Origin of the sequence: Methanolobus sp., from assembly GCF_030682845.1 — an archaeon.
Lineage (GTDB): Archaea > Halobacteriota > Methanosarcinia > Methanosarcinales > Methanosarcinaceae > Methanolobus.
Genome location: NZ_JAUXNK010000063.1, coordinates 19,794 through 41,216 on the forward strand (window position 1 = coordinate 19,794; position 21,423 = coordinate 41,216).

Here is a 21,423-nt window from a genome sequence, read left to right on the forward strand (position 1 = left end):
ATATCTCTCCCGGGATGTGCTACACTTTTGCCGTTAGTGCCTGATTTCCTTTAATTTCCGGAATACCATTTCCTTGAAATCCATCATTGCAGCCATGAAATTGATTCCTGCCTCATAGGGTGAGGAGTGTATACTGAAATATGAGTGCACGTCACCATCACCTAGCCACTTTGTGCTCATGTAGTAGTAGTGGTCCGAGGTCAGCAGATGTTTCCATATCCTTAGAAGCTCCGGATCCCCGGTGGCTTTCACATAGGGTCCAAGCAGTTTAGCTTCCTCGAAGCAGCGCCGTTGCATATCGTTACCAAGCCACGCGCTGGTATCTCTTTCGATATCCGCCCATGAAATGGTGGAGAAATCCCCGACATCGATGTCACCTGCAGGAGCATACCTGCCGATAGTCTCCGAAGGAGTAAGGAATTGCACTCCTCTATCCATGACCTCGCCGGGAAGTGCTCTCAGGAAGGCGAATATACCTGTATCCGTCCACTGGTGCTCTCCGAATGTCTCGTAATCCATGAAGATGTTGGCTGTCTCCCCTGCACTGCGGGACACCCAGTCAGCCCATTTATTTGCAGTCAGCGGATACTCTTCCCACCAGCGGGATGAAAAGCGATAACCAATATCATCGCTCAACTTATAGTTCCTGAGCAGCACTGCTATGTTGCCATCCCTGGCTTTGTAGACATGATTGGGAGACCGGCCTTCAAGAACCCTTTCAATACCTTCCGTAAGTATGGCTTTGTATCCCATTTTCTCAGCAAGGGCAGCTATGCTGTTGTTATACAGCAGTTCGGTGTTCCTGAACACCTGAGGCTCAACGCCCAGCAGGTTTGACATGGCTGTCCGGTGTTCCATTACTTGGTCGGTGAACTCGTCACCTGAATCAAAAAGTGATGCAAGGGAGTGATAATAGGTCTCGTCGATGAACTCCATGCATCCTGTGTCTGCAAGGTCCCGGAAGGTCTCAAGCACATCCTCTCCCCATCTTTCACACTGGCTCAGGAGAGTGCCTGTGACAGACATGCTCAGTTTCAGTTTCCCTTCGTTCTCATCGATAAGTTCCAGTATGGTGCGGTTTGCAGGCAGATAACATTTCTCTGCAACCCTCCTGAATATCTCCCTGTTGACATTGTCATCGAAATATCTTCCAAATCCTGCTGACCTGCTGTCAGGCCAGAACCATTTGAGCCTGTGTGGCTGATGCACCTCAAAGTAAAAACAAACGGATCTCATTTACCTGCCTCTGTCAAAGCACGTTTCATATCGGAAAGTATGGAGAAGTTATTGACCGCCTTTTCGTATCCCAGTCGCTGGCTTTCAGCATTCATCTCAAGGAATATGTCGCTCTGTTGCAGGTAGCGGTATATGGTCTGCAGTTTATCATAGTCCTCATGTGCCTTCAGTTTTCCAAGCTCGTCCCCGATGCTCTGTAACTCATGCATGTAGAGATGCTGAGCATGATTGCCCAGAAGGTTATGCATGCCGTAGCGTGCGGTCTTTTTTGAATGAAGTGATGGCAGTTCCTCCTGCCTGAACATGCCGGCGGCCTCCTCCGGGAACAACATCTCAATGCCGCGCCTAGACAGGCTTTGAGGCAGGTCTTTCAGGAACTGCACGATCTCTGCACTCTTCTGCAGGTGGATATGAAGTGAATCGTACCTGATGTATAATGTTATTACATCCCCTTCCATGCCAGCTATCCATGAAGCGAACTTTTCGGCTATCAGCGGGTATCCCGGCCATTTCCTGTCCGAGAGCCTCTTCTCGACATCCTCGCTCAGGTCAATGTGGCGCAGCAGAGTGGGGACCTCATTTTCGTACACATGCACAGGGTCACACCCATTCACTATATTGTGGGAGCCTTCTGAAATGAAGCACCTGAAACCAAGGTCCCTGCATACTCTGACAGTCCTCTGCTCAAGAAGCAGTTCCGGATTAATGAAAGCAGCAGGTTTGACACCGAACAGACCTCCAAGGGACTCCATGTGCATACTAACCTGCTCTTTAAACTCCGCAAGGTCCGGGAACAGGGGACAGACTGAATGATAGTACGGGGATGCTGCAACGTTTGCACCCATGTCCACAAGTTGCCTGAAACTCTCAAGGATGGCAGGCTCCCATTTGCATTGGTCCAGGAAGACCCCTGATATGTCAAAAGTGTACCTGCCTCCCGCTTCCATGGAAGACATTAAAGCGTTATTAAGAGTTCTGACACCTTCTTGCAGCCGGATAAAACTACCATATGTCTTTTCCATCTCAAAATACTTTTCAAGAGCCGGGGCTCCATATCCTTCACGCGGCCAGTACCATCTCAGGGGTAATGGAAGATGAACTTCAAAACATACACATACAGCCTTCATTTGCTCTTTCCTCCCTCTGTTGTTCCCTCGTGCAGTTCCGGAAGACCCTGTGTTTCTTCAACCAGGGGGTATCCTTTCTCTGCTTCAGGAAACTCATCCATTCCTTTAGCCGGAAGTTTCTTTGTCTGCAGTTCACCAGGGAACCATACGGTCCTCTGTGGGAAGGGTACCTGTATGCCGTTCTCTTCCAATGTCTTTTTAATGACCCAGAGAAGCCTGGTCTTCATTTCGAACCACTCGGTGATCGGAGCCCATATCCTTACTATTATGTTGACCGAATTGTCACCAAGAGTGTCTACAAAGACACCTGCAGGGGGGTTGTTCAGGGCAAAGGGCTCATTATCGATGATCTCGCGTATGATCCTGATGGCCTCATCAGCATCATCGCTGTAGCGGATCCCCACAACATACTCGAATCTTCTTGCTATGTTTGCGACATAATTGGTGATGTTGGAAGTGAATACTGTCTGGTTTGGAATCCTCATATAAAGCCCGTCAAAGGTCCTTATGATGGTGGAGAAGATGTTGATGTCCTCCACGAACCCTACATTATTGGCGATATTTATCTGGTCACCTATCTTTATAGGCCTTTCAACTATCAGAAAAAAGCCCGATATAAGGTTTCCAACAATGCTCTGGCTCGCAAAACCAATAACTATACCCAGCACTCCTCCTGTAACGAGAATACCGGAGCGCTCTATTCCTGTCAGCGGGAGAATGAAAACTACGATAGCCAGTGTTATTATGCCATAATAGCCCACCTTGAGCAGGATATCAAGATGCCCCTTGTCTATCTTGTCCTTAAGCGATCTCTGCAGGTGTATCGTCAGTCCTTTTCCTATGACAATGGCTATAATAAGTACAAGTACTGCGCCCACCGTGCTGAACACGATACCTGGGACGGCTTGCAGGGAGCTGATCATCTCGGTAACGTTCATATCCCATGCTCCATAATACCTTTAATAGTGCTGAGCATCAGTTTACGTGCCGTGTACAGTTCCATGGACCTTCTGAACTCAGGTGTCGTAGTATATGTCATGAAGCCCGTCTCAGCCAGATGCCTGTTGACGATCCTCATGAAAGCTCTCATTGATGTGCGATCATTTCCGTAATATATTTTCATACCAAATGCATTAAAAACGGATTTTGTCACTTCTATCCAGTGGTTTGTGTCATTGATGATGTCAAGTTCGATATCTCCCTCGTATCTGGTGTCCAGATTGGGGTAGGATGCGAACACCTCACTCTTCCAGTATCTGCATATTATACCCCTGTTCGGAGTCCCGTAAAGGGTGTATTTGGACCTGTTGAGGGTGAGCATGTCGATAAGCTCATGTTCCCCTTTCCCGCCAATGATGAATATACCCATTTCCACCGGGAATGTGAGATATATCTTTTGCTTGCTTCCAGGGCCCATCATTACCGGGCGCTCGAAGTCGATTAGCAGGTAAGATGTTATCGGTTTTGGGAGATTCACAGGCTCGATGGGGTTGATGAGAAAATCTCCGCTGGCACCAAGAAGTACCTTTTCAATAGTCTCATACTCACAGGTCCTTTTGTATATCAGGTTACCTTGCTCTTTTTCCACCGATATTTCATGGCCCTTGTAATTGATCGTGAAAGGGGGAGTATATTTGTTAAACATTTGGATCAGCTATTGTTTAAAGCCATCTCTTCCTGCGGAAGTATATCAGCATGGAAACGGATATCATTACCATTATTGTCCAGGCAGCAAGATATCCCCATTCCCAGTCCAGCTCGGGCATGTGCTCGAAGTTCATGCCGTAAACTCCTGCTATGAATGTGAGCGGGATGAAAATGGTGGCTATTATTGTCAGGGTCTTCATGACCTCGTTCATCTTATTACTGACGCTCGAAAGGTAGACATCCATTATCCCGGAAGTGATATCGCGGTAAGTTTCCGCAGTTTCTATTATCCTTATGGTGTGATCATACAGGTCCTTGAGGAACACCACCGTCACTTTCTCTACAAGGGGGGATTCCGAACGATCCAGATTGTTGATGACCTCCCGAAGGGGCCAGACCGACCTGCGAAGGTAAATGATCTCCTTTTTGATCATGTGGATATCCTGAAGGATAGCAGGTGTGGGATTCTCTATCATATCCTCTTCAAGTACTTCAAGGAACTCGCCTATCTTTTCCAGCACAACGAAGTAGTTGTCAACTATCGAATCCATCAATGCATAGGCAAGGTAGCTGGCTCCTGCGGAACGGATGCGTCCTTTTGAGTTCCTGATCCTTCCCCTTACATGATCAAAGGTATCCCCTTCGATTTCCTGGAAGGATAGCACGAAACCAGGACCCAGGATGATGCTCACCTGTTCAGAGGTCACCACAGAAGTATCGTCATCAAATTGCAGCATCTTTATCACAAGATATATGTAGGACTCGAAGTCCTCCATCTTTGGACGCTGTTCAGTGTGGACTATATCCTCCATCACCAGGGGATGCAGGCCAAATTGTGTGCCTATCTTCTCAATGATGTCCACCTGGTGCACACCATCGACATTTATCCAGGATACGGTCTTTGGGTCTTTGCAGAGGAAGCAGTCCTCAATGCTTTCAACTACCTTTTCTTCAAACGTATCCTTATCATAACTGATCAGAGTTATTTTGGGCTTACTTATGTTTGTATCGCCCACATGGATAACTGTTCCCGGGGCAAGGCCAACTTTCTTTGACGCCCCGGATGATTGTTTTCTCATGCTATTGCCTTCAGGTAGACCTCTGTTGTTTTTTCTGCTATCTTGTCCCAGTTATATTTATCCCTGAGGAGTTTCCTTCCTTCCATGCCAAGCTGCCCGTCAGCATAATTGTCAAGCACATGATTTACTCCCCATGCAATCGAATCAGGTGTCTGATATACTGTCACACCGTTATGGAAGTTGTCAATAAGTTCTACTGCATTCGTTGCAACAATGTTCTTGCCTGCGTCCCATGCTTCCAGCAGTACTATCCCGAATGGCTCGTTGCGGCTTGGAACGCACATAAGGTTACAGGAGTTCACCCACTCCTTTTTCGTATTTTCGCTTGCATAGCCCAGGAAGTGGCAGCTGTTGTAAACGCCAAGCTTACGTGCAAGGTCCTCGCATACTGGCCGCATCTCGCCTTCACCTATGAGAACGAATCTTACATCCCACCTGTTTTCAAGGACTTTCGGTATAGCCTTTACAAGAAGATCCGGTCCTTTCTGGTAATTCATCCGACCCACGAACAGGACCACAGGTGCATAAGGGTGGATACCATAAGCGGACTTCACTTCTCCAGGATCGACATCCATTTTCATCTTATTCTCATTAAGCCCGTTGGGTATTATCGATATCTTATAGTCGGGTATCTGGTATAGTTGCTGGATCTCTGCTGTCAGTGCCCTGGAAGTTGATATGACCTGGGAGGACTCATACCCTTCTCTCCATTCCCTGTGGCTTATTTCCATAGCTTCCCACCAGTTGCCATGTACATTGCCGTTCCTTCCCCATTCAGTGCTGTGGTAGGTGGTAACAAAAGGTATCCCTGACTCTGCTTTCAGTCTGCTCACCACATTCACCGGGTGCCAGTCGTGCACATGCACAACATCAAAGTTGCCAAACCTGTGAACGCTTTCCCAGAAAGCAGAGTGCATGGCATCACACATGCTGTCCATCTGTTGCACTATCCCCCCGGAGAGCGAATGGCTGACCCTGTGGTAATGGACCCCGTTGACAATGTCGTAGGGGTTCATATCCTTATTTCGGGTAAATATATGCACATCGTGGTCTCTTTGTGCGAGGGCTTCTGCAAGTTCTGAGACATGAGGGGCAAGACCTCCCACATTCACTGAATAAAGGCTTTCCCATGCGAACATCGCAATTCTTAATGTTTTCATAATATTACTCCCGTCCATAATGTCTATCAGGCTCTGTCCATAAGGTGATCGGCTGCTATTTCAGGAGGCATTGAGTTTATGTAAATGCCTGTGTTCTTCTCAAATCCTGCAGCTATGGATGTGACAGGCTGTATCCTTGCGCTGAAGTGATATTCCGGGTTACCTTCTGTCTGGAAGAACATATAATTATATGCAAGTTCAGGTATTGTGGCATCCAGCCTTGAAACCGCGTATCTCAGGCAATCTCCCAGGGAAAAGAGCATCTCATCAGTTAATACGGACAGATGGTGCACATGCTGTTGTGGCAGTATCCATAGTTCATAGGGCACTCCCGAACAGTAGGGAGCTATCACTATGAAATAGCTGTTCTCGTATATCTGCCTCTTACTGCCTTTCTCTCTTTTAACTATATTACAATAGGGGCACTCTGCAAGATGGCGGATAGCCTGTAGTTCCACAGAAATTTCGGAAGGCAGAAGCGGGAGTGCAATGAGCTGGGAGTGTGTATGGTCAAGGGAGGCACCTGCCTTCTTGCTCCAGTTCTTGAACAGTGATACATATTTGATCCCTTCCTGTGACTGGTAGTGCATTACCCTGTCCCTGTAAACCTGCATCAGAAGCAATATCTCTTCATCGGAGAACAGGTGAAGCCTGCTGCCATGCAAAGGGTGCTCCACGATGACCTCATGAAAGCCGTAGCCCCTCAGAACCTCAAAACCCGAAGTTGCCGCTTCCGGGGCATCGGGAGAGAGTGCAGGGTACAGGTTTGGGATACACCGGACATCCCATCCTGTCACACGCTGACCATCAGTATCTTTCAGCACCTGTCCTTTTTTATATACTGAAGTTGCAGGAGGTGTCTCTTCTTCGTGCCCACTGCAAAATACACAGGTTGATGAGGGTATGTCATCATTGCATGCTTTTGGAGCAGAGGGCCTTTTAGCTCTGCCCGTGGCTATTATGCAGTGCCTGTCAAGGAAATAATGCTTGCGTATCTCGGACATGTTCAATCCATCCTTGTACCTGTAAGAAGCTCATAGTATTCCCTGGTTGGCGCTCTCCAGTTCATGTCCTTTGCAAGCAGGCTTGCTTCCTGGCAGAGCAGATTGTACTTGACCTTATCTCCTATGTAAGTATCTATGAAATAATCCATCGCAAGCGCATAATCAGTTATCGATTCAATGTATGAAAGGTTAATGTTGTCAACAACGATAACCCCGCCCATTCCCATAACGAGTCTTTTGAGAGTGTTAAGTGCGTCACTGAAACCACATATCTTGCTAACGATACTGGGGGTTGCCTCTTTCCCGGCCTCGAGTCCTGTCAGCAGGAATGGTTCGTACTTTGAAGGAAAGACGCCGGCGATGCACCCGGACATGAACTCGTCAGTGGTCATATTCAGTCCGCCGTCATGGTCAGAGAGCCACTGGGGATAGAGCACTGCAGCAACATGCCTGCTTCCGCCGGGAATGCGGGAGCAATCAATTCCTCTGGATTCTATCATCTGCTGAAGCCTTATCTCTTCTCCGATAAGGACCTCTTCAGGCAGATATATAGGGAAATTCTCCGGGGTATTGGCCTTTGGCCCGTGGGCAGCTACAATGAAACAGATGACCCTGAAATTCTCATCAAGGTGGCCTGCATCTATCTCGGTCTTTACCATCCTGTCAAGTATCACGAGGGAATCAAGCAGGTCAGGATAACCTTTGTTCTCGATCTCTATACGGGAGATGGAAAAAATGGGGACTATCCTGTCCGGGGGGATGACCTTGCTGTCGAAGACATTGTATATCTTCTCTGACAGGAATTCCTGTATCTTCTTTCGGTGAATGGTCTTTTTAGCCCATTCGACCTCAGCGCTGTTGAGATCTATGCCGTTGCGCACCACTATTGGATCGATGCCGTAAAACAGTTTTACTTCCTTACGTGTTGAGTCCCCGACAGCGGTAACTACATCCGCATGTGATGACAGTGATTCGAGTTTTGCGAAATTGACAGGCACCCCGCTATCCCAGGAACTGTCCTTTTCCCTTATTTTCAGGATAGAGCGATGGCCTGCGACCCTGCCCGGTATCGTGGCATGATAGGTTGCCACCGTATGCACGCTCGCACCCAGTTTCTCAAGCCGTGCGGTCGCATAGAATACCCCGAATTCATGGCAGTGAAGGGAAACCTGCACAGATGGCAGAAGAGAGGCTGCAAACTCTGACACTGCCCTGTCACTATATTCAGGCTCATCCTTTCTGCCGGCGTTTACAAGTAAGCGGACAAGTTCCGATATAGCATAGGACAGGTTAAGATAATGCGTATATTCCATTCCGTTGTTCATGCTTTCATAATGCAGCGAGTCCAGCCCGGTAAGGTCGTATGCCTCAGCTTTTATCATGCTTGAGAGGGACATCCTCTCCTCTTTGTATTCAGAACTGATAATATTGAAATCGTTTGTTTTGAACATTATGTAAATGATATCGATATCGCCTGCTTTCCCGCAACCTGTGTGTGTTTCTATGCCTCTGGAATTAAGCTGTTCCAGTGCAGATAGCAGTTCTCCTTCCGGTTCATAGTCGCTGAACACTTTCATATCAGTGATACGGTTCAGCCCCTTGTTCCAGTCAGCTCCGCTGTGTCCGTAATAAGGTCCCGCGACTATGATACGGGGTAAGGTCCCTTCTCCCAGGACTCCATCGCTTATCATCTGTGCAAGGTTCCTCGCCTCTGCATCGATAACATTCCATATACCTCCCATCTTATTCGATTTTGGTCCTGCTTCTTCACCTGCTATGACTATGAACCTGCTTTCCATTATTTTTCCAGCTCCCATTTTTACATTTTCTTTATATTGACTATAATATATGAGAATATCTGAACTGTTTGAAAGTAAACCATTTTTCAAAAGATCTACCATCCAAGTAAACCACTGACTGGTGTTGAGCCGCGCCTGATGAGATACTTTCTTAGCTCATCGGCTGCAAACAGCAACAACGCAAACGGTATAGCCAGCAGTACATATTCCGGTGGGACAGGTGCAGTATTGAAATTTTCAGAGAAGCTTCAGGGGAGGGTAATGAATGACACGTATGTATTCCACAATCCGGTCGCGATAAAGTTCACAGCCAGGGCTGCAAGCAGAAGGCCCATCAGTCTTGTGAATACCAGCATCCCGGTATATCCCACGAATTTGTATATCCTTCTTGAGAACCTGAACAGCACAAGGCTGATGGCGAATGTAAGTAATATCGATACGATGACACTGATGCTCTGTATCACAGAAGCTGCACTGCTCATCAGCACGATAACTGTGGATATGGCTCCAGGTCCAGTAAGAAGAGGCAGAGCTATCGGGAATATCCATATGTCGCTGCGGTCAATGGAACTATCTATCTCGCTATCAGTTATGCTTTCGCGGGAAACTTTCCCAAGTATCATATCAAACGCGACTACAAAGAGAAGGACACCGCCCGCTATCCTGAGCGAATCTATGGTTATGCTGAAGAAATCCAGGATAAGGCCGCCTGTAAAAGCAAAAAAGAGGGCTATGATACAGGCAAGTATCACTGATTTATTTGCAATTATGTTCTTCTCTTCAAATGTTATGTTGTTCGTGAGCGAGACAAAGGTCACGACCCCGCTCAAGGGACTGACTATAGCGAAAAGGGAAAGAAAAGAGCCAAGAAAGAATGCCATGTCCTGCACTGTGATTACTCCCTACCGTTTTTAGAACCATTCTTACTATACATAACATTTGTGGTCTCAATTTATGATAAATGGGCGTTAAAGGTAAAGAAAGCCTTACGACTTCATTTGTAGGGATGACTGGAGTCTTATTCAGAATTATATCTGCCTATTACAGTTAACTACATTTGTTCTTTATTTTACTTATCAACAAAATAAGTGCTGAAGTTTTAATAGCGCTATAATACATGGCTTTGTATGAATATAGTACGTCTGGTCAAATTCAGCATCCATGCATAATTCACTAAGGTTTAGGTTATATAAAAATAGGACGTTGTATGTTATGCGGGTCGTGGGGAATGAGCCGCAATCTGGGAGGGGATTATTTGAGAGATGTTGGGGAACATCTCGGATTCGTTAGGAGAGAGGCGCCTTAAAGCGTGGTGGTTTCCAGGCGCCTCATCTTACCTTGAATTGTACTGTTTTAGTCTATAACGTAGATTCTAATATAAAAGTGAATCTGATTGTTTTTGGTATTTGCCTAAAACAGTCAGATTTTTGTGGATTTACTTTTATTTTGCCGGTTCAGGCATTATTCTCTCAGAACAGCAGTTCATACCTGCAGACTGCATTTGCCGGAGGCGTTCTCAGGTTCAACATGAATGGTCGTGCCGGAAAGATATGTAACATGCCGGGCCAGTGAGTTCCTGACTTCCCGGGTTATGTCGTGACCTTCTTTTACTGAAAGATTTGAATCCACAGCAATTGTTATTTCCGCATGCATCCTGTGGCCTATCCATCTGACCTTGACATCAGTTATATCCAGAACCATTTCGATGTGGCCAATAGCATGCAATATATCATCAACCACTTCCGGATCGACACTGTCCATCAGCCTGCCAAATACCAGCTTCCCCGAATCCCAGAACACTTTCAATATGGCGACGGTTATGAAAATAGCAGCTATCGGGTCTGCAAGCGGGTAACCAAGCCAGACCCCGATGGCACCCAGCAGGACTGCAAGGCTTGTCAGGCCATCGCTTCGGGCATGATATCCGTCTGCCATAAGCGCGGCGCTACCAATCTCCTTTCCAATCTTTATCCTGTACTGTGCTATCATTTCATTGCCTGCAAAACCCACTATTCCTGCAAGGGCCACAACTTCCACATAAGCTATGGTTCCGGGATCAAGCAGAAGCATAATGGCGTTATAGGCAGCAAACAATGCACTGAATAGTATCAGGGCTACTATGGCCAGTCCTGCCACATCCTCTGCACGCCCATATCCGTATGTGAACCTTCGGTTTGGCTTCCTGTTGGCTATAGAAAAGGCTATCCACAGGGGTACTGTAGTCACAGCATCGCTAAAATTATGGAACGTATCTGCAAGCAAAGCCGCACTGCCCGATATATACACAATGACAACCTGGATAGCTGCAATCACAACCAAGCCCATAAAAGATATTTTGACGGCTCTTTTCCCCTTCTCCGTGCTCAGGATCAAAGGGTCGACAGTCCCATGCTTACCTGCGTGTGCAGCGTTTGGCCCACCATGAAAAATTTTCATGAGCACCTGTCCTCCACTCCCTGCTTTAATATCCCTATTCCTCCCTTTTGTCCTTATGAGCGATATGTATATATCTCATTTCCGATTTTGCATTATTGCGACCTATCAGGCAAGCCTGCATTCTCTTTTATTATTGCAACTGCCTCTAGCGTGCATAAACAGGGCGAAGTCAAACCAACTTGTGCAATTATTCGACTTATGCATATTATTTGGTAAATATCTATATATATAAGTTATTCCTATTACCGCCTCAACCGGAGTAAAGTAATACTCGGGTATTAGTGGCATGGGGTCTATTTCCATCAAAACTACCTCCTAAATACTACCTCCACTTACCCATCCACTAAGGGAGGGCTCTGCCGCTGGCTGGAGCTCTCTCCTCCACACAACTTTTTGAATCATTTCTGATGTATGAGAATGAAGCCATAGCTCTGCAGGTCAAAACAATGAACAAACAAAAATAGTACCCTCCTATATTTTAAAGTAAGTATAAGCAGGGATAATAGATTACTGGAAAAAGGATAGGGTTACTGCGAAACAAGTTCTCTATGTACTCTGTACCATATATCCTGAACAGTCCCTGTAAAAATGTCGTCTTTATACTCAATAACTGTTCTGCCTTCAAGCATTGCTTTAGTGGGGTTTTCGCTCAGAGGGAGTTTGCCTATGACCTTCACACCATTTTCCCTGCAATAGTCTTCTATATGTGTTGTTTTTTCTGCATTGATGTCACATCTATTGATGCAGACAATTGTCTTTATCCTGAAGTGGGCAGCGACCTTGATAACTCTTTCAAGATCATGTATCGCTGAAACACTGGGTTCTGTGACGATGAACACAAGGTCTGTGCCGGATATGGAAGCTATCACAGAGCAGCCTATTCCCGGAGGGCCATCTATAATGATAAGGTCGTTGCCATGCACTGTAGCCATCTCCGCTGCATTTTTCCTCACCATTGAGACCAGCTTGCCTCCTGTCTCTTCCCCAATGCCTAAACGTGCATGAACGAAAGGACCGAACCGGGTCATGGATCTGTACACCTCCCCGGCTTTATGCTCATTCATTACGATAGCCTCTTTCGGACAGACAAATGCACATACTCCACAGCCTTCGCAGGCATGTGTATCGATCACAAATCTTTCAGTGATGGCACCAAATCTGCATCCTTTTTTGCATGATCCACAAGCAGAGCATTTACTTTGATCGATCGCAGCCACCTTCATGCCGTAGAAATCCAGCTTGCTGGTCATTACCGGGTCAAGTATCAGGTGAAGGTTCGCAGCATCCACATCACAATCTGCTATAAGGGCATTATCTGCAAGGGAGGCAAAAGCTGCTGTGAGAGTTGTTTTGCCTGTGCCGCCCTTACCACTGATAACAGTTATTTGCTTAACCATCTCAACACCTGCCTGTAAGCACTTGCAGTTCTCTGAATGTATCCAGGAATCTATTTTTCCACTGGGGCATTCGGAGCACGAAAGGAACACCTTCGGAGTATAGTTCAGCTATCTTCATATCGTAGGGTATCTTCATAAGCACAGGAATGTTGTTCTCGGAGCAATAATCCTCCACTCCTTCATAGCCGGTACCATGCCTGTTGATGATCACGCCATATGGTATCTGCAGATCCTTTACCAGCTCTACAGCAAGTATCAGGTCATGCAATCCAAACGGAGTAGGTTCTGTGACAAGTATGCAGAAGTCTGCCCCGGTTATGGATGCGATGACCGGGCAGGAAGTACCCGGAGGAGAATCTATGATCACTGTCCTGCTGTCATCGATGTGTTCTTTCAGGGAACGTATAATCGGCGAAGCCATCGGCTCACCGATATTCAATACTCCCTGGTACAGTTCTATTCTGTGGGTATGGGAAACTGATCTTTCAATGGAACCAATCACCTGGATCGTTTCGGAGATTGCACCTTCCGGGCATACAAGGGAACATGCGCCGCAGCCGTGGCATAGTTTGGGAAAGAGAATGACACCTGTTAATAATACTGCAAGGGCATTGAAGCGACATGCTTCTGCACATTTACCGCATGAAGTGCACTTATCTTTAGAAATGACAGGTACCTGCGTTCCCACGTCTCTTAGTTTTTGGAGCGGGTGGTTCAGGAACAGGTTACAGTTTGGTTCCTCTACATCGCAGTCAAGGAGCTGGGCATTTTCCAGGGACAATGCAAGATTGACAGACACCGTTGTCTTGCCGGTGCCGCCTTTACCGCTTGCTATTGCTATCCTCATGGAGCCTCAGCTACTTGCACGAATATGTATGAAGGGTCCGATTAGTTCAGTGATGATGATGGTGGTGGTCGTGATGATCGTGGTTGTCGTGTGAACTGCAGGCATTGTCCTGATTTGCCTTTTCCAGCTTTCCTTCTTTCCACGCATTCAGAGCATCCTGGATCGTCCCCTGTGCTCCTACAAATACTTCTATTCCGTACTCATCAAACATTGCAACAGCTTTCCTGCCCAGTCCTCCGCAAAGCATTACATTCACAGCGTTCCGGGACATTAGTTCAGGAGGCAAACCTACTCCTCCGTTGTGTTCACTGGTGTTGGGTAGTATTGAAGTTTCCCCGGTCTGCGTGTCATAGATAATGTAGTTCAAAACTTTACCAAAATGCTGTCCTACCTGGTCTTCCAGGCCGTTTTTACCCATAGATGGTATACTGATCTTCATATTTTCACCTTTAACTATCATTATTTCCAAGGAATGCCTGCACAGCTTCCATAGCTTTCATTTCTGGGAGTTTCACTATCTTTATGCCTGCAGCTTCCATAACTGACATGGAGTTAGGGCCCGGATTCCCGCAAATAAGAACATCGACTCCCTTGCCTGCAATATATTGTGCGGCCTGTACACCTGCACCCTGCGATGCAGCAGCATACGGATTATCAGCGAATTCAGTATGCAGGCTGTCCGTATCGACGAACATAAAATACATGCATCGTCCTAAATGCGGGTCAGTTCCTGCTTCAGGACCCTTGTCCTTTGTGGTGACACATATCTTCATTTTACTCACTTTTTCAGGTACGTGCTCTATATGTCAGCAATCATGTTTTCTGCTGAATATATTCTAATATGAGGGAATATACATAAAGTTAATCCACAATACTTATGTATTTACTCATTTATGGGATATATTCAAAGCTATGAGGTCGCCAGGCTCATGAGAAAGTATATATGAATGATAGCCTTTGTGAAAAATGCTATGAAGGAAAGAGGACGTCCGAAATGCCCAAGGCGTGTGGAGCACACTCCTGATGTGATCTATTTTAAACCCAGGGGAGTGCCTTTATGTGAGCTGGAAGTGGTCTTTCTCGCAGTTGAAGAGCTTGAAGCCCTGCGTCTGGTAGATATCGAAGGTCTCACGCAGGAAGATGCTGCATATCAGATGGGGATATCACGGAGGTCCTTCTGGGAAGACCTGCAAAGTGCCAGGAAAAAGGTAGCTATCGCCTTAACAACCGGGAAGGCTATAGAAATAGCAGGCGGAAATTACGTAAGCACTAAGGGACACACTTAACCGGCTATGTAATGATGATGACTTATCCGTCAGGATAGGTTAACACCCGGCTCAGTAATTACAATTTCATTCCTTTATGATCATCATTGGATCACCCACGCCCACAATAGTTATCCTGGTTTCCAGAGGCGGATAAGGCCAGTTCTCCGGGGCAATGTTCACCACCGATACGTTTACCTTCGTTTCTTCCCTGCTGACACCACAGCGTGTTTCATACTCATGCACTATTTCCAGCCCTATCTGCCTTGCCCTATCAAAGGCCTCTCTGTAATCTACAACCTGTTCCCTTCCTCCCGGATAGAATATAAGGAAATCCTCGGTCGGTTTTTCGATGGACGACGGCATAATTAACACCTCCACCCTTTTGACACCTTTTCCGGCAAGAGCTCCCACTGCATTTCCGACATCTGCATGATCGGGTACTATTATCTCGCCGTCAAGGAAAGCAGCCATTTCCTTAGCATATGCCCTCACAGGCCCTCCCAGCAATACTATGGGCAATTTCACACTGAACTTTGCCGGATACAGGCCGCTCAGCATTTCGTCCACAAAAGGCCTGGCACGTTCAGGTAAGAGAAAGGTCATCTGGTTACGGGCCATATTCCTTGCAACGTGTTCTTTTACCGATGTGCAAAATTCATATTTTTTTATGCCAGTATAACGGGACAGAAGTTCAGCACCCGCGTTGGCAGCATCTACGTCCCAGGCAGTATACTCTCCTCTCACATGCAGGGCATCCGTGGGTGTAAAACCGATAGCTTGCACCAGTCTCTTCTTTATTAGAGAGTCTATTGCCTTGCCAGAAGGCATAGCATGCAGCGCTTCATTAAGTTCATTTATGCTTACCGGCTCGTTCCCGATATGCTGCAGTATCTCAGCTTCCTCTTTGCTCAGGCCATTGACGCTGTACTCGGTCCTGACCAAAAACTTCGTAGGCTGGTAATTCTCACTAAGTGATTTGCGTGGAATCAGTCTCATAAGGTTGAGCTTCTGCAACAGGCCTGCATACGTGACGGCAGCAACGCATAAAGGAATAACACGCCTGGGGCCGATCATCACTTCACCGTCCATGACCCATACATGGCTGTCACCACCTGTTGCCGAAGTTTCCATCTTCATGGCTTTAACGCGTGTTTTCCATCCTCCTATAACTGAACCTGAAGCACTTATCTCAGGCACGCCATGATATATTGCAGATATGTCAGTACTGGTGCCTCCTACATCTATAGCTGCGCATGTATCCAGTTTGGCAAGGTAGGATGCTCCCAGCAGGCTTGCAGCAGGCCCTGAGAAAATGGTCTCGATCGGTTTATCAAGTGCATCCTCCAGATTGTATACAGATCCGTCGCATTTGAGCATCAGCATTCTTGCATTGATGCCCCTGTTGCGAATATCTGCCATTACGGCGCTGACAAAATGATGGGTGATAGGAATCAATTGAGCATTCAGGACAGCAGTCACTGCTCTTTCATAGGCCCCCAGCTCCTGGCACAGCTCATGGCCGCAAACAACCGGTTTGCCTGTGATCTCCTGGATCACTGATTTAGCCTTCAGTTCATGTTCGGGGTTCCTTGTACCGAAGAAGGCGGAGATGGCATATGCCTCCACTGTGTCTTTTGTCCGGCTGCCAAACTCCCGGATAGATCCGATGTCCAAAGATGCTTCTTCTTCGCCACTGGGACCATGGCCGCCTGATACAACTATTAGATCCGGCGTAGGGAATTCCATGTCTGCAGGATGCTGTCCTATGAGTACAAGTCCTACAGGGGTTCCCGTACCTTCAAGCAATGAATTAGTAGAAAGCGTGGTCGAAACTGACACCAGGTTTACCTTGTGGAGCAGATCATGATCAAGCGAATCCAGGGCCCTACTTATACCGACCTGCAGGTCCGGGTAGGTAGTAAATGCTTTTTTTGAATCAACGACAACACCATCGGATCCCCTCAAAAGGACCGCGTCTGTGTACGTCCCGCCGGTGTCAATACCAAGACCGTAATGCATTGTACTTCTTCTCCTTTCTCTTTACTGTCTATTAAACCCTATTTGCGAATTAATACTTAAATCCTTTGCAATATTATTATATATTTCTTCTCTTTTGTGGATAAATTCGTGCTATTTTGATAAGAACACTGAGCAAATGGCCTTTTTGCTTTCAAACCTGATTCCAGCTTAAAATGTTTTGCATGTATCTTGAGTAAGTTATTTATATTTCTTCTCAGATGAGTATTATTATCTGTAATTGTGGAGTCAAAATGAAGCTGACAGTCGTTTACGATAATGAAGCAAGGAGAGGTCTACTGAGCGGATGGGGTTTTTCTTGTTTAATTGAAACTACCGAACATAATATCCTGTTTGATACCGGATGGGACGGCCATGTATTGCTGGACAACATGCGCACGCTCTCACTATCTCCGGAGGATGTCGATATCCTCGTGCTTTCTCATCAGCACTGGGACCATATCGGAGGTGTGCCGACTTTCCTGAATGCGAACCCGGATGTTGATATCTATGTCCCGGCCAGTTTCTCGAAGAATCTGAAAAAAGAGATGTCGACAAGGCAAAGCCATCCGGGCAATTCCGCATCTCTTTCAGGGAAGGACATTTCTATTTATCCAAGGATGTATGAGGTAAAAGCTCCCCGGGAAATATGTAGGGATGTCTACACGACAGGAGAACTCGGAACCGACATTAAGGAACAATCCTTAGTACTTGATTCCGGTAAAGGACTGTATGTACTTGCCGGGTGCGCACACCCCGGTCTATCTGCAATACTGAGCGCAGCCTCATCGTTTGGCACTGTTGCTGGTATCATTGGCGGTTTTCATGACAGTCGGGAACATGGCCTGCTCAAAGACCTAGAACTGATCGGTGCAGGTCACTGTACGGCTCACAAGGATGGGTTCCGGCAGATGTATCCTAAAAAGTTTGCAGAGATATTTGCAGGATACTCGCTCGAACTTTAAGGAATCCTCTTTCTGTTACAAAATAAGTGCAAGGTTATCCCAGTTAGTTCATGAATTGCATCTCACTTTCAGTCATCAACCGAACAGGCTTCGGCAACTATTGATAAAGTATCCTGCTGTCATGTTAATGCCGGAGAATATGACTGAAAGCACTGTAAATGCCAGAAGATACATATTATATAGGAATATCCTGGTCAGTGCCTCTTCTGTGTTCACGTCAAGTGCATATGCCAGGATATTGGCTAACAAAATAAGCAGGAACAAAGCAGGTAATCCCTTTGCTGCGCCTTTGAGGTCGGCAGTGCTCAGGGCAATATGGGACGAAACGCCAAAAGCCAGGAACATGTATATCCAGAAATTGATGTTGCCGGCGTTAGACAGGTCGAACAGGCTTGATACTATGCTCAACAGAAAATCGGCCATGTATCCTATACCTGAAGGTCCCAATGCGGCCAGGCTGCTAAACAGCAGCATCTGACCCGTAACCTCCCTGAAAACGCCTGGCAGCAGCAGATACATGCTCACGATGAGAAACACATTGGCGCTTAAGATAGGGCCTATCCCTATGAAGAAATTCCCCATGCCCTGGTAAAGACTTTTCCTTTTATAACTGTGCCTGACGTAGCCAAGGGTGCCATCCTTGCTCTTGAGGTCCAGCAGTTTCACTTTCGTGACCATATGCCTGAACAGCCAGCACATGAGCAGGTGTCCGGTCTCATGCACCGGCACTCCTATCCATGCTGTCAGAAGAAGAGCTTTATTTCCTATATTTTTTCTAAAATATGTGTTTGCACGTTTTTCCATGCTGCCCAGCAGGAGACCCAGCAGTAGTACAGGACCTACGAATGCCAGCAGTTCCAGCAGGCTCAGTTGCAGTATCTTTAATATCTCAGGTATCATCAATTGCCCTATTCTTCCGCTTTCAGGCTAGACTCAAATCCCTTTCTTTGGGAAATACGCCTGGCTAATGATATTTTCAAATGTACTTCTATATATTGGTAATAATTGCCTGTTTTCTTTAGTCGGTATGAAAACCAGGGTCTGAGATCAGTTTTTTTAATTAAAGTACTTTACCAATTAAAGTAATGATATGATATCCCCAGTATGTGCTGCATATCTCATGGTTAAGTACTTATTTGATGAACATCGGATGTTCTTTTATGTGGGGATATTTAGCTGCAGGAAAAATTCTGTCACGCAGGCAATACCTCCCATTTGATGAAAGGTGATACACATGGGTGAGAAAAAGGATACAAGAAAATATATTGAAGAGCAGTTCAGGGAATTGAAGGATAACCTGTCCCGGAACATCAAAGAGATGGAACTGGATAAGGAATTCGACAAGCAGACTAAAGATATAGCCGAATATGTGGATACTAGCATCCGCAGGGTCAAGGAAAGCATCGCAGAGAGAACCGCGGGTGAGTCCCCGGTAACCTTCATGCCTTTAATAGGTGACGATGCACCTTCATTCAAAGCAGTCACGACTGCGGGTGAGATAAATTTCCCAAGGGATTACAAAGGCAAATGGGTCATTCTCTTCAGTCACCCGGCAGATTTCACTCCGGTCTGTACGACAGAGTTCATGACATTCGCAAGTATGGAAGGTGAGTTCAACGCTCTCAACTGCCAGCTTATCGGCCTGTCCATCGATAGCATCTATGCACACATTGCATGGCTTCGGACCATCAAGGAGAAGATAGAATACAAGGGAATGAAAGATATGGAGATCAATTTCCCTGTGATTGCAGACCTTAAGATGGATATTGCAAAGAAATTCGGTATGCTTCAGCCAACTGCTTCTGACACTCAGGCTGTCAGGGCCGTTTTCATGATCGACCCAAAGGCCAAGATAAGGGCCATACTCTATTATCCGCTATCTAATGGCAGGAATATGGACGAGGTTATGAGACTGCTTAAAGCCTTGCAAAAGTCAGACGCGGAGGGTGTTGCAACACCGGCTAACTGGCAGCCGGGCGATGATGTCATTATCCCGCCACCAGGTTCATGCGGAGTAGCAAAGGAGAGAATGGAATCTGCTGAAGATGGCAAATACTGTCTTGACTGGTTCATGTGTTTCAAGAAACAGTAATATCTGGATTGACGGATCGTATTGATCCGTCCTCTTTTTTGAAACCGCAGAAAATAGCTTAATTTTTGTTCTCTTCTTCTTCCAGTGCCTTGCTGACAATTTTCATTGCGCACAGGTCACCACACATGGAACATGCACCGCTGCCGGTTATCCTGCTTTCCCGGATATGCCTTGCACGCTCGCCATCGATAGCAAGGCTGAATTGCGTTTCCCAATCAAGGTTCCTGCGGGCGTGTGCCATCTTGTCGTCAACAGCCCTTGCTCGTTCCCTTTGTCCCTCTTTTGCGAGATCTGCGGCGTGAGCTGCTATTTTTGTCACGATGGTACCTTCCCTGATATCATCATTTGTCGGAAGGGCCAGGTGCTCTGCAGGTGTGGTCATGCACAAAAAGTCCGTGCCGCACATGCCGGCGAACGTCCCTCCGATGGCTCCTGTGATGTGGTCGTAGCCGGGGGCTATATCGGTGACCAGGGGCCCGAGCAGGTAGAGCGGGGCGTTGTCGCAGAGGCTCTTCATTCCTTTGACACTCAGCTCTATCTCATCGATTGGTACATGTCCGGGGCCTTCCACAAAGCACTGCACGTTTGCTTCCCTGGTCCTTTTCACAAGCTCTCCGAGGGTAATGAATTCCATAAACGATGGCCTGTCTGAGGCATCGTGGATGCAGCCGGGCCTCATACCGTCCCCGAGACTCACGGCCATGTCGTATTCATGGGCTATCTCCAGAAGGTAGTCATACTCTGAATAGAAGGGATTGTCCTGTCCATTGTGTATCATCCAGGCGAAAGTGAATGAACCTCCCCTGCTGACAATGTTGGTGATCCTGTCACCTTTTTTGAGACGTTGTATGGAGTTGAGGTTAACTCCTGCATGGACTGTGACAAAGTCCACTCCATCCTTTGCGTGTTTACGTACGGCGTTGAACATGTCGTCAGAGGTCATATCGACTACGGCCTTCTGGCTGGCTGCTGCCTGGTAGATGGGAACAGACCCTATTGGTAACTCCACAGCATCCATTATCCTTTTCCTTATAATATCCAGGTCTCCTCCGGTGGAGAGGTCCATAAGAGCATCAGCGCCGTATTTCTGTGCTGTTCTTGCCTTTTCTACTTCGTCGTCTATATTTATGTAGTCTCTTGAAGTGCCTATGTTCGCATTGATCTTGGTACTGAGATACTTCCCGATGCCAATCAGTCTGCACTCCCTTTGCGTATTATTGGGGATCGTTATCGTGCCTTTTGCAATGCAGGAGCATATTGTCCTGGCTTCAATTCCCTCATTCCTGGCGACTATCTCCATTTCGGGAGTGATGATCCCCTTCTTTGCATCTTCCATTAACGTCATTAGTT

At 46.7% G+C, this 21,423-nt stretch carries 21 protein-coding genes; 3 read left to right on the top strand and 18 right to left on the bottom strand.

Translation table 11 applies throughout. The features are described from left to right. Positions 1–33: 33 nt before the first annotated feature. From Q8J68_RS07360 to Q8J68_RS07430, 15 genes are all read right to left on the bottom strand, one after another. Positions 34–1,236, bottom strand: coding sequence for a glycoside hydrolase family 57 protein (locus Q8J68_RS07360; RefSeq protein WP_305310874.1), 1,203 nt, complete (start codon positions 1,234–1,236; stop codon positions 34–36). Then, entirely contained in the window at positions 1,233–2,363 is a 1,131-nt protein-coding gene (locus Q8J68_RS07365) for an alpha-amylase (protein WP_305310875.1), read from the bottom strand. Before Q8J68_RS07365 ends, Q8J68_RS07360 begins: the two co-directional genes overlap by 4 nt. Then, complete coding sequence (locus tag Q8J68_RS07370) at positions 2,360–3,301, bottom strand: mechanosensitive ion channel family protein (RefSeq protein WP_305310876.1); 942 nt, start codon at positions 3,299–3,301, stop codon at positions 2,360–2,362. Before Q8J68_RS07370 ends, Q8J68_RS07365 begins: the two co-directional genes overlap by 4 nt. Beyond that, a complete protein-coding gene (locus tag Q8J68_RS07375; RefSeq protein ID WP_305310877.1) occupies positions 3,298–4,008 on the bottom strand; it encodes a DUF432 domain-containing protein in 711 nt (236 codons plus the stop codon). The genes Q8J68_RS07370 and Q8J68_RS07375 overlap by 4 nt, the downstream gene beginning before the upstream one ends. A gap of 16 nt (positions 4,009–4,024) precedes the next feature. Next, positions 4,025–5,089: a magnesium/cobalt transporter CorA gene (gene corA, locus Q8J68_RS07380; RefSeq protein WP_305310878.1), complete on the bottom strand. Its 1,065-nt coding sequence runs from the start codon at positions 5,087–5,089 to the stop codon at positions 4,025–4,027. Next, positions 5,086–6,249, bottom strand: coding sequence for a glycosyltransferase family 4 protein (locus Q8J68_RS07385; protein ID WP_305310879.1), 1,164 nt, complete (start codon positions 6,247–6,249; stop codon positions 5,086–5,088). Before Q8J68_RS07385 ends, corA begins: the two co-directional genes overlap by 4 nt. Positions 6,250–6,275: 26 nt before the next feature. Continuing rightward, positions 6,276–7,253, bottom strand: coding sequence for a DUF4921 family protein (locus tag Q8J68_RS07390; protein WP_305310880.1), 978 nt, complete (start codon positions 7,251–7,253; stop codon positions 6,276–6,278). 2 nt (positions 7,254–7,255) lie between these two features. Continuing rightward, positions 7,256–9,070 carry a glycosyltransferase gene (locus tag Q8J68_RS07395; protein ID WP_305310881.1) on the bottom strand — a complete coding sequence of 605 codons (1,815 nt, stop codon included), beginning with the start codon at positions 9,068–9,070 and terminating at the stop codon, positions 7,256–7,258. A 230-nt stretch (positions 9,071–9,300) separates the two neighbouring features. Beyond that, complete coding sequence (locus Q8J68_RS07400; RefSeq protein ID WP_305310882.1) at positions 9,301–9,942, bottom strand: MarC family protein; 642 nt, start codon at positions 9,940–9,942, stop codon at positions 9,301–9,303. Between the two features lie 592 nt (positions 9,943–10,534). After that, positions 10,535–11,488, bottom strand: coding sequence for a cation diffusion facilitator family transporter (locus tag Q8J68_RS07405; RefSeq protein WP_305310883.1), 954 nt, complete (start codon positions 11,486–11,488; stop codon positions 10,535–10,537). Between the two features lie 105 nt (positions 11,489–11,593). Beyond that, positions 11,594–11,791, bottom strand: coding sequence for a hypothetical protein (locus Q8J68_RS07410; RefSeq protein WP_305310884.1), 198 nt, complete (start codon positions 11,789–11,791; stop codon positions 11,594–11,596). Positions 11,792–12,015: 224 nt separating this feature from the next. Then, on the bottom strand, positions 12,016–12,885 hold the full coding sequence (locus Q8J68_RS07415) for an ATP-binding protein (RefSeq protein ID WP_305310885.1): 870 nt from the start codon (positions 12,883–12,885) through the stop codon (positions 12,016–12,018). A 1-nt stretch (position 12,886) separates the two neighbouring features. After that, positions 12,887–13,732, bottom strand: coding sequence for an ATP-binding protein (locus tag Q8J68_RS07420; protein ID WP_305310886.1), 846 nt, complete (start codon positions 13,730–13,732; stop codon positions 12,887–12,889). A 46-nt stretch (positions 13,733–13,778) separates the two neighbouring features. Further along, on the bottom strand, positions 13,779–14,171 hold the full coding sequence (locus tag Q8J68_RS07425) for a NifB/NifX family molybdenum-iron cluster-binding protein (protein ID WP_305310887.1): 393 nt from the start codon (positions 14,169–14,171) through the stop codon (positions 13,779–13,781). 10 nt (positions 14,172–14,181) lie between these two features. Beyond that, positions 14,182–14,505 (bottom strand): NifB/NifX family molybdenum-iron cluster-binding protein, encoded by a 324-nt coding sequence (locus Q8J68_RS07430; RefSeq protein ID WP_305310888.1) that lies wholly within the window; start codon positions 14,503–14,505, stop codon positions 14,182–14,184. Between the two features lie 198 nt (positions 14,506–14,703). Here Q8J68_RS07430 and Q8J68_RS07435 point away from each other — a divergent pair, with 198 nt between their 5' ends. Next, positions 14,704–15,018, top strand: coding sequence for a DUF134 domain-containing protein (locus tag Q8J68_RS07435; protein WP_305310889.1), 315 nt, complete (start codon positions 14,704–14,706; stop codon positions 15,016–15,018). A gap of 66 nt (positions 15,019–15,084) precedes the next feature. Here the strand turns inward: Q8J68_RS07435 and Q8J68_RS07440 are convergent, their stop codons facing one another. Then, a complete protein-coding gene (locus tag Q8J68_RS07440; protein WP_305310890.1) occupies positions 15,085–17,019 on the bottom strand; it encodes a hydantoinase/oxoprolinase family protein in 1,935 nt (644 codons plus the stop codon). Positions 17,020–17,270: 251 nt separating this feature from the next. On the opposite strand from Q8J68_RS07440, the gene Q8J68_RS07445 reads away from it, so the two are divergent. Then, positions 17,271–17,981 (top strand): MBL fold metallo-hydrolase, encoded by a 711-nt coding sequence (locus Q8J68_RS07445; protein ID WP_305310891.1) that lies wholly within the window; start codon positions 17,271–17,273, stop codon positions 17,979–17,981. Positions 17,982–18,056: 75 nt separating this feature from the next. On the opposite strand, the gene Q8J68_RS07450 is transcribed toward Q8J68_RS07445, so the two are convergent. Next, complete coding sequence (locus tag Q8J68_RS07450; protein WP_305310892.1) at positions 18,057–18,881, bottom strand: hypothetical protein; 825 nt, start codon at positions 18,879–18,881, stop codon at positions 18,057–18,059. Positions 18,882–19,422: 541 nt separating this feature from the next. On the opposite strand from Q8J68_RS07450, the gene Q8J68_RS07455 reads away from it, so the two are divergent. After that, complete coding sequence (locus Q8J68_RS07455; protein ID WP_305310903.1) at positions 19,423–20,073, top strand: peroxiredoxin; 651 nt, start codon at positions 19,423–19,425, stop codon at positions 20,071–20,073. A gap of 58 nt (positions 20,074–20,131) precedes the next feature. Here Q8J68_RS07455 and thiC read toward each other — a convergent pair whose 3' ends face one another. Further along, positions 20,132–21,418, bottom strand: coding sequence for a phosphomethylpyrimidine synthase ThiC (gene thiC, locus Q8J68_RS07460; protein WP_305310893.1), 1,287 nt, complete (start codon positions 21,416–21,418; stop codon positions 20,132–20,134). Positions 21,419–21,423 lie beyond the last annotated feature (5 nt).

Coding starts and splice junctions, on each gene's coding strand:
- Q8J68_RS07360 (WP_305310874.1), bottom strand. CDS start 1,236: ATGAGATCCGTTTGTTTTTACTTTGAGGTGCATCAGCCACACAGGCTC.
- Q8J68_RS07365 (WP_305310875.1), bottom strand. CDS start 2,363: ATGAAGGCTGTATGTGTATGTTTTGAAGTTCATCTTCCATTACCCCTG.
- Q8J68_RS07370 (WP_305310876.1), bottom strand. CDS start 3,301: ATGAACGTTACCGAGATGATCAGCTCCCTGCAAGCCGTCCCAGGTATC.
- Q8J68_RS07375 (WP_305310877.1), bottom strand. CDS start 4,008: ATGTTTAACAAATATACTCCCCCTTTCACGATCAATTACAAGGGCCAT.
- corA (WP_305310878.1), bottom strand. CDS start 5,089: ATGAGAAAACAATCATCCGGGGCGTCAAAGAAAGTTGGCCTTGCCCCG.
- Q8J68_RS07385 (WP_305310879.1), bottom strand. CDS start 6,249: ATGAAAACATTAAGAATTGCGATGTTCGCATGGGAAAGCCTTTATTCA.
- Q8J68_RS07390 (WP_305310880.1), bottom strand. CDS start 7,253: ATGTCCGAGATACGCAAGCATTATTTCCTTGACAGGCACTGCATAATA.
- Q8J68_RS07395 (WP_305310881.1), bottom strand. CDS start 9,070: ATGGGAGCTGGAAAAATAATGGAAAGCAGGTTCATAGTCATAGCAGGT.
- Q8J68_RS07405 (WP_305310883.1), bottom strand. CDS start 11,488: ATGAAAATTTTTCATGGTGGGCCAAACGCTGCACACGCAGGTAAGCAT.
- Q8J68_RS07410 (WP_305310884.1), bottom strand. CDS start 11,791: ATGGAAATAGACCCCATGCCACTAATACCCGAGTATTACTTTACTCCG.
- Q8J68_RS07415 (WP_305310885.1), bottom strand. CDS start 12,885: ATGGTTAAGCAAATAACTGTTATCAGTGGTAAGGGCGGCACAGGCAAA.
- Q8J68_RS07420 (WP_305310886.1), bottom strand. CDS start 13,732: ATGAGGATAGCAATAGCAAGCGGTAAAGGCGGCACCGGCAAGACAACG.
- Q8J68_RS07425 (WP_305310887.1), bottom strand. CDS start 14,171: ATGAAGATCAGTATACCATCTATGGGTAAAAACGGCCTGGAAGACCAG.
- Q8J68_RS07430 (WP_305310888.1), bottom strand. CDS start 14,505: ATGAAGATATGTGTCACCACAAAGGACAAGGGTCCTGAAGCAGGAACT.
- Q8J68_RS07435 (WP_305310889.1), top strand. CDS start 14,704: ATGAAGGAAAGAGGACGTCCGAAATGCCCAAGGCGTGTGGAGCACACT.
- Q8J68_RS07440 (WP_305310890.1), bottom strand. CDS start 17,019: ATGCATTACGGTCTTGGTATTGACACCGGCGGGACGTACACAGACGCG.
- Q8J68_RS07445 (WP_305310891.1), top strand. CDS start 17,271: ATGAAGCTGACAGTCGTTTACGATAATGAAGCAAGGAGAGGTCTACTG.
- Q8J68_RS07450 (WP_305310892.1), bottom strand. CDS start 18,881: ATGATACCTGAGATATTAAAGATACTGCAACTGAGCCTGCTGGAACTG.
- Q8J68_RS07455 (WP_305310903.1), top strand. CDS start 19,423: ATGCCTTTAATAGGTGACGATGCACCTTCATTCAAAGCAGTCACGACT.
- thiC (WP_305310893.1), bottom strand. CDS start 21,418: ATGACGTTAATGGAAGATGCAAAGAAGGGGATCATCACTCCCGAAATG.